The organism is Polynucleobacter sp. 35-46-11, from assembly GCF_002281105.1.
Genome location: NZ_NCFJ01000117.1, coordinates 1 through 6,379, shown reverse-complemented (window position 1 = coordinate 6,379; position 6,379 = coordinate 1). Strand labels below are relative to the sequence as shown.

At 47.2% G+C, this 6,379-nt stretch carries 4 protein-coding genes and 1 pseudogene; 1 reads left to right on the top strand and 4 read right to left on the bottom strand.

Annotated elements, in window-relative coordinates; translation table 11 throughout:
• Window positions 1-981: topoisomerase C-terminal repeat-containing protein (locus B7Y67_RS09410; protein ID WP_293598419.1), on the top strand; the 981-nt coding region annotated here is incomplete at its 5' end.
• A 59-nt stretch (window positions 982-1,040) separates the two neighbouring features.
• On the opposite strand, the pseudogene mnmC reads toward B7Y67_RS09410, so the two are convergent.
• From mnmC to yidC, 4 genes and pseudogenes are all read right to left on the bottom strand, one after another.
• Window positions 1,041-2,042: pseudogene (gene mnmC, locus B7Y67_RS09405) on the bottom strand (FAD-dependent 5-carboxymethylaminomethyl-2-thiouridine(34) oxidoreductase MnmC); the annotation flags it as partial.
• 45 nt (window positions 2,043-2,087) lie between these two features.
• Entirely contained in the window at window positions 2,088-3,935 is a 1,848-nt protein-coding gene (locus B7Y67_RS09400; RefSeq protein ID WP_215302308.1) for a phosphoenolpyruvate carboxykinase (GTP), read from the bottom strand.
• Between the two features lie 89 nt (window positions 3,936-4,024).
• Window positions 4,025-5,404, bottom strand: coding sequence for a tRNA uridine-5-carboxymethylaminomethyl(34) synthesis GTPase MnmE (gene mnmE, locus B7Y67_RS09395; RefSeq protein ID WP_293598418.1), 1,380 nt, complete (start codon window positions 5,402-5,404; stop codon window positions 4,025-4,027).
• Window positions 5,405-5,446: 42 nt separating this feature from the next.
• A partial coding sequence (gene yidC / locus B7Y67_RS09390) for a membrane protein insertase YidC (RefSeq protein WP_293598417.1) occupies window positions 5,447-6,379 on the bottom strand: 933 nt, incomplete at its 5' end.

The window sequence follows — 6,379 nt, the reverse complement described above, 5'->3', positions numbered from 1 at the left end:
TATATGGTTCGCGAAGCACGTGAGCTGATTCCTACAGCTAAAGCATTCCAATTAATGACGCTATTGCGCGGCCTAGATGTGGAAGAATTAACGCGCCCTGATCTCACGGGCAGCTGGGAAAATAAACTTTCCTTGATTGAACGTGGCGAAATGAATCGCGATACCTTCATGCAAGAAATTGCACAGATGACGCAACGCATCGTCAAGCGCGCCAAGGAGTATGACAGCGATACTATTCCAGGCGACTACGCGACCATGTCTACACCCTGCCCACACTGTAAGGGCGCAGTTAAAGAAAACTATCGTCGCTTTGCATGTGAGAAATGCGGATTCACGATTAGCAAAACTCCGGGTGGGCGTGCGTTTGAATATCCAGAGGTAGAAGAGCTTCTTCGCGAAAAAACCATTGGACCACTGCAAGGTTTCCGCAGCAAGATGGGTAGGCCATTTGCCGCAATTATTAAGTTAAGCGAAATTCCTGAAGATGATGCCGATTATCCAAATGCAGGCTTTAAGCTTGAGTTTGATTTTGGCAATACGCAAGAGGATGAATCTGAATCAATCGACTTTACTGGCCGCCAGGCTTTGGGTGTTTGTCCAAAGTGCTCTGGTGCTGTGTATGAAGATGGCATGCGCTATCTTTGTGAGAACAACACAGGGCCAAATAAATCATGTGATTTCAAAACGGGCAAAGTAGTTTTGCAACAAGAAATTTCTGCGGAGCAAGTTCAAAAATTGCTAGCAGAGGGCAAAACAGATTTGCTAACCAATTTCAAATCCAACCGTACTGGTCGCGGCTTTAAGGCTTATCTTGCTTTAGGCGCAGATGGCAAAATTGGCTTTGAGTTTGAAGCAAAAGCACCTAAGGCTGGCGCTGCCACTAAAGCGCCAGCGAAGAAACGTGCAGGTGCCAGTGCAGCCACCAAGTCTGCAGCAAAACCTAAGCGTGCCAGCAAAGCAAAGTCGTCCTCAAGCACTTGAGCAGTAATGAGCTTGGCAGCTAAGGCCGACCATAAAACTCCTCTTGAACCCAGGGCTGTTGCTAAAAATATCCCTGGGCGTTGAGTGAGCGCCCCAATAATCGGCAAGCGATCACCTGCAACACAGCGCACACCGACAAAACTTCCTGACTTGTGAAGATGACTAACATCACCCTCTTCATAATCCAATAAACCCTTTGCCTGCTCGCGGTTAAAGTCATCACTTGTATCCCAATCGTGTAGCTCCGACTCTCCTTCATCAAAGCTAGAGCCCACTATCCACTGGTAACTTCCATCGGGTAATTTCTTGGCTGGCAAACAATAGCCATCGCCCGAGATAGCGGTACGAGGTAGTTTTGGCGCCCACGAGCTTGCTTCATCAATGGAAAAAATGCTCAACTGTCCACGCACCGGCCTCAAGGGAAGTCGCACGTCGATACTTCCAGCTAAATTTTTGGTTTCTAAGGCTGCTGCAATAATGACCTTGTTGGCGGTCATGATGGTAATGCCCTGGGGGTCGATCAATCGCCAGCCCACAGGGGCTTTCTCCAATCGAGCTACTGAAGTATTCCAGCGGCAGGTCAACCTTGGGTTGGGGGCCAATGCATCTTGAGCTGCTTCAAACAAATTCAACGATGCCCCGCGGGGGAGCCAAATTCCGTCTTGAGAAATTCCACAAGCATCCATTGCCTCATTTGCATACAGAGCTTGCGCTAAACCTTCGTCAAGATTGAGTGATTGCAAATAGCCTGCAACATCATCCCGATTAAAAACTTTATCTTTTTTATTTGGTTGAAAGATGCCATGTTGATTCCAGCACTTACCCCAGCGGGCTTCGGCCATTAGAAATGCAATGCGAGTTAAGCGCAATAAACGGGGTGCGCCTCGACCAACATGTGGATGAGCAATAGCGTAAGCGTGACTAGAACATGCTGATGCAGGATGGGGGGCTGAGTCAAGGATACAAACCGTTTGACCGCGTTCAAGCAGTTCATTTGCAATGCTAGATCCAGCAATGCCTGCCCCAATCACCACGATGTCATGGTGTTGGGGTGAGGTCATTAAATGCGGATGTTTTGAAAAGACTTCTTAAGTTCATAGAGATGACTAGGCGTTTAAGCGCTTCTCAATTTTGCTACGTGCTTCGATTAGCTCTTTAGGCAAGCGCTCGCCTAGATGCTCAAATAATTCTGAATGGAGTTTGAGTTCATTTTTCCAATCGTCAACAGCAACGGTAATTGCTTTCTCAAATTTGTCAGCTGAATAATCGAGACCATTCCAGTGCATATCAGCATGCTCTGGGCAAATACCAAACACCGTCTCTTTACCTTTAGCCGTACCTTCAGCACGGCCTAAGATCCAAGAGAGCACGCGCATGTTTTCACCGAAACCAGGCCATACAAACTTGCCGTTTTCATCTTTGCGGAACCAGTTCACACAATAGATCTTTGGTAGCACAGCACCTTCGGCAGCAAGCTTGCTACCAATGTTCAACCAATGCTGGAAGTAATCGCTCATGTTGTAACCAGCAAATGCAATCATCGCAAATGGGTCGCGACGTACAACGCCTACTTGGCCAGTAATCGCAGCGGTGGTTTCAGAGCCCATTGTGGCTGCCATGTAAACACCTTCTACCCAGTCACGTGCTTCACTTACCAATGGCACTGTGTTTGAGCGACGACCGCCAAACAAGAATGCATCAATCGCAACACCCTCAGGATTGTCCCAATTTGGATCAACTGCAGGATTATTTGTGGCGGCTACAGTGAAGCGTGAATTTGGATGCGCAGCTTTACGACCGGCGGCACCATCAGCGGGAGTCCAATCCTTGCCTTGCCAGTCAATCAAATGTGCAGGGGGAGTATCAGTTAAACCTTCCCACCAAACATCACCATCATCAGTTAAACCAACGTTAGTGAAGATCACATCTTGGTTTAATGAATCGAGACAGTTTGGATTGGTTTGACGATTTGTACCTGGAGCGACACCAAAGTAACCAGACTCTGGGTTAATCGCAAACAAACGTGTCTTACCTGTAACAGGATCTTTGCGTGGCTTGATCCATGCAATGTCATCACCAACCGTAGTGACCTTCCAACCCTCGAAGCCTTTTGGAGGAATCATCATAGAGAAGTTGGTTTTTCCGCAGGCAGATGGGAAAGCCGCGGCAATATGGTATTTCTTGCCCTCGGGTGAAGTCACGCCCAAGATCAACATGTGTTCAGCTAACCAGCCTTGATCGCGCCCCATATTGGATGCAATGCGCAAAGCAAAACATTTTTTACCTAGCAATGCATTGCCACCGTAACCAGAACCAAAAGACCAAATCTCACGAGTTTCTGGATAGTGAACGATGTACTTGGTTTTGTTGTTAGGCCAAGCAACATCTTTTTCGCCCGCAGCCAATGGCTTACCAACAGTGTGAATGCAAGGAACGAATTCGCCAGTGGCGCCAAGTTGATCAATCACAGCTTTGCCCATGCGAGTCATTAAGCGCATGTTGATAGCAACATAAGGGCTGTCAGACAGCTCAACGCCAATATGGGCGATTGGGGAGCCAATTGGGCCCATGGAGAATGGCACTACGTACATTGTTCTACCGCGCATACAGCCATCAAACAATGGCTGGAGAGTGGCACGCATTTCACTTGGCTCTACCCAGTTATTGGTTGGGCCAGCATCTTCTTTTTTTGCAGAGCAGATAAATGTGCGGTCCTCAACACGAGCCACGTCATCAGGGTCTGATAGTGCTAAGAAAGCATTTTTACGCTTTGCTGGGTTGAGGCGCTTGAATACACCCGCATTTACTAGTAACTCACAAAATTCATCATATTCGGCCTGAGAGCCATCGCACCAGCGAATCTTGTCTGGCTTAGTTAGAGCGGCAACATCTGCAACCCATTGAATGAGTTTTTGGTTTTTTACGTACTCAGGTGCATTGGTATTAATAGTCATGAGAGTCCTATGGAATGTAATATTTTTGATCGCACTATTTTAACATTTTGGGCGTATTTTTAGGTGCCGACCCACCAAGAGCAAACCCTTTACTTGCCAATGCAAAACTGGCTAAAAATCTTGCCCAAAAGATCATCTGGAAGCAGTTTTCCGGTGATGTGTCCAAGCTGATCTTGTGCTAAACGGAGCTCTTCTGCAAACAACTCCAGCGATATGTTGCCATCTGCGGCGAATTGTTGAGATTTATCCAAATGGGTCGCTGCCCTATCCAGACAATCAAGGTGTCTTCTACGGGCCACAATGGCGCCCTCTTGAGAGCCGCCCCAACCAACCGATTCTAGGATTTTTTGTTTTAGAGTCTCAACCCCATCGCCAGTCTTGGCCGAAATAAGTAGGGATGGACTTTCACTTTGGTGGGATGCTTCATTAGCAAGCAAGTCAGACTTATTAATGACCTCTAAAACGGGGCACTTTGGTGGGAGGGCCTTCAATATTTGAGCTTTTAAGTCCAAAACCGCCGCGCTATCGATCGCATTAATTGAATTTGAATCTTGCAGAAAAATAACTAGGTCTGCGGCTTGTATTGCCTCCCAAGACCGTTCAATTCCCTTTGCCTCAACTAGATCGCTGGTCTCGCGAAGACCGGCTGTATCAATAATGTGCATTGGAATACCACTTATGGTGATGCTTTCCTTAACGCGATCCCTTGTGGTTCCCGCGATAGGAGTAACAATTGCAACCTCTTCGCCAGCCAAGCGATTAAGAAGTGAGCTCTTTCCAACGTTAGGGGCGCCAGCCAAAACCAGCTGAATACCGTCGCGCAAAATCTTGCCCTGTTTTGCACCCTCTCTCAGCTTATGCAACTTTTCCATCACCGCGCTGAGGCGCTGGCGAGCTTGGGCATTCTCCAGAAACTCAATCTCTTCTTCAGGAAAGTCCAGGGTGGACTCAACCAAAATTCGTAATTGGGTAATTTCTTCGATCAAGGCATTAATGTCGTTTGAGAAGACCCCTTGCAATGAACGCGCTGCTCCACGAACTGCCGCCTCACTTTGAGCATCAATTAAATCTGCGATAGCCTCTGCTTGAGCTAAATCGATTTTGTTATTGAGATACGCGCGTAAGGAAAATTCGCCCGGCTCTGCAATAACCAAACCCTGATCTTTTCCAAGCTCGAGACACCGCTTCATGACCAACTCTAAAAGCTGGGGTCCTCCATGGCATTGCAGCTCAAGCACATCTTCACCGGTAAAGGAGGCGGGGGCAGCAAAGTAAATTGCAATCAGCTGGTCAATCGTCTCGCCGCGCGCATCACGAAGGGTAAGGAGATTGGTTTGGCGCGGCGTAAGCGCCTTGTGAAAAAGAGCTTCGGCTATTGGCAAAAGCTGTGGGCCACTAATACGAATAACGCCAACCCCAGCCTTGCCCGGCGCAGTGGCAACCGCAATGATGGGCAGCTTTCTCGTCATCATTGCAGGCACCCTTTGTTTATTTGTTATCGGCCAAAGACTTTAAGCCGGCTTTTTTCCAAACATTTGATTGATTTGCCACTGCTGAGCAATTGATAGTAAGTTGTTCACTACCCAATACAAGACCAAGCCTGCTGGGAAGAAGAAGAACATCACAGAGAATACAAGCGGCATATACATCATCACCTTAGCCTGAATTGGATCTGGTGGCGTTGGGTTCAGCTTGGTTTGCACAAACATTGAAGCAGCCATAATGATTGGCAAAATGTAGTATGGGTCTGGAACTGATAAATCATGAATCCACCCAATCCATGGGGCGTTGCGCATTTCTACTGAAGACAATAGAACCCAGTACAAAGCAATAAATACTGGGATCTGAATCACCACCGGCAAACAACCACCAAGAGGATTAATTTTTTCCTTGCGGTACATCTCCATCATGGCTTGATTTAATTTTTGTGGATCACCCTTGTACTGCTCTCTCATGGTGAGTAAGCGTGGTTGCACCTCTTTCATGCGGGCCATAGACTTATAGCTTGCAGCTGAAAGCGGGAAAAACACCAACTTAATTAAGATGGTCAATAAAATAATTGACCAACCCCAGTTGCCCACATAAGAATGAATGTTGTCCAAGAGCCAGAAAATGGGTTTAGCCAAAATGGTTAAGTAGCCGTAATCTTTTAGCAACTCAAAGCCCGGAGCAATTGTTTCCAATACGCGCTCTTCTTGTGGCCCCACAAATAGTTTGGCTTTTTCCACAACTGTTGTGCCTGGTGCAACTACGCCCAGTGGTACTTGCATACCGATTCGATAAAGGTTGTTATCAATCTTTCCGGCATAAATATCTCGTGCTGCTTTATCGCTAGGAATCCAGGCGCTAGCAAAGTAATGCTGAACCATGGCTATCCAAGCGGGATCGCCAGCTGGAACCTGTGTAGGAATAGTAATTTTGTTTTTATCAATCGCCGTGAATTC

What these genes read in the sequence shown, in the direction of transcription:
- mnmE (WP_293598418.1), bottom strand. Translation starts at nt 5,404, where the DNA reads ATGACGAGAAAGCTGCCCATCATTGCGGTTGCCACTGCGCCGGGCAAG.
- B7Y67_RS09400 (WP_215302308.1), bottom strand. Translation starts at nt 3,935, where the DNA reads ATGACTATTAATACCAATGCACCTGAGTACGTAAAAAACCAAAAACTC.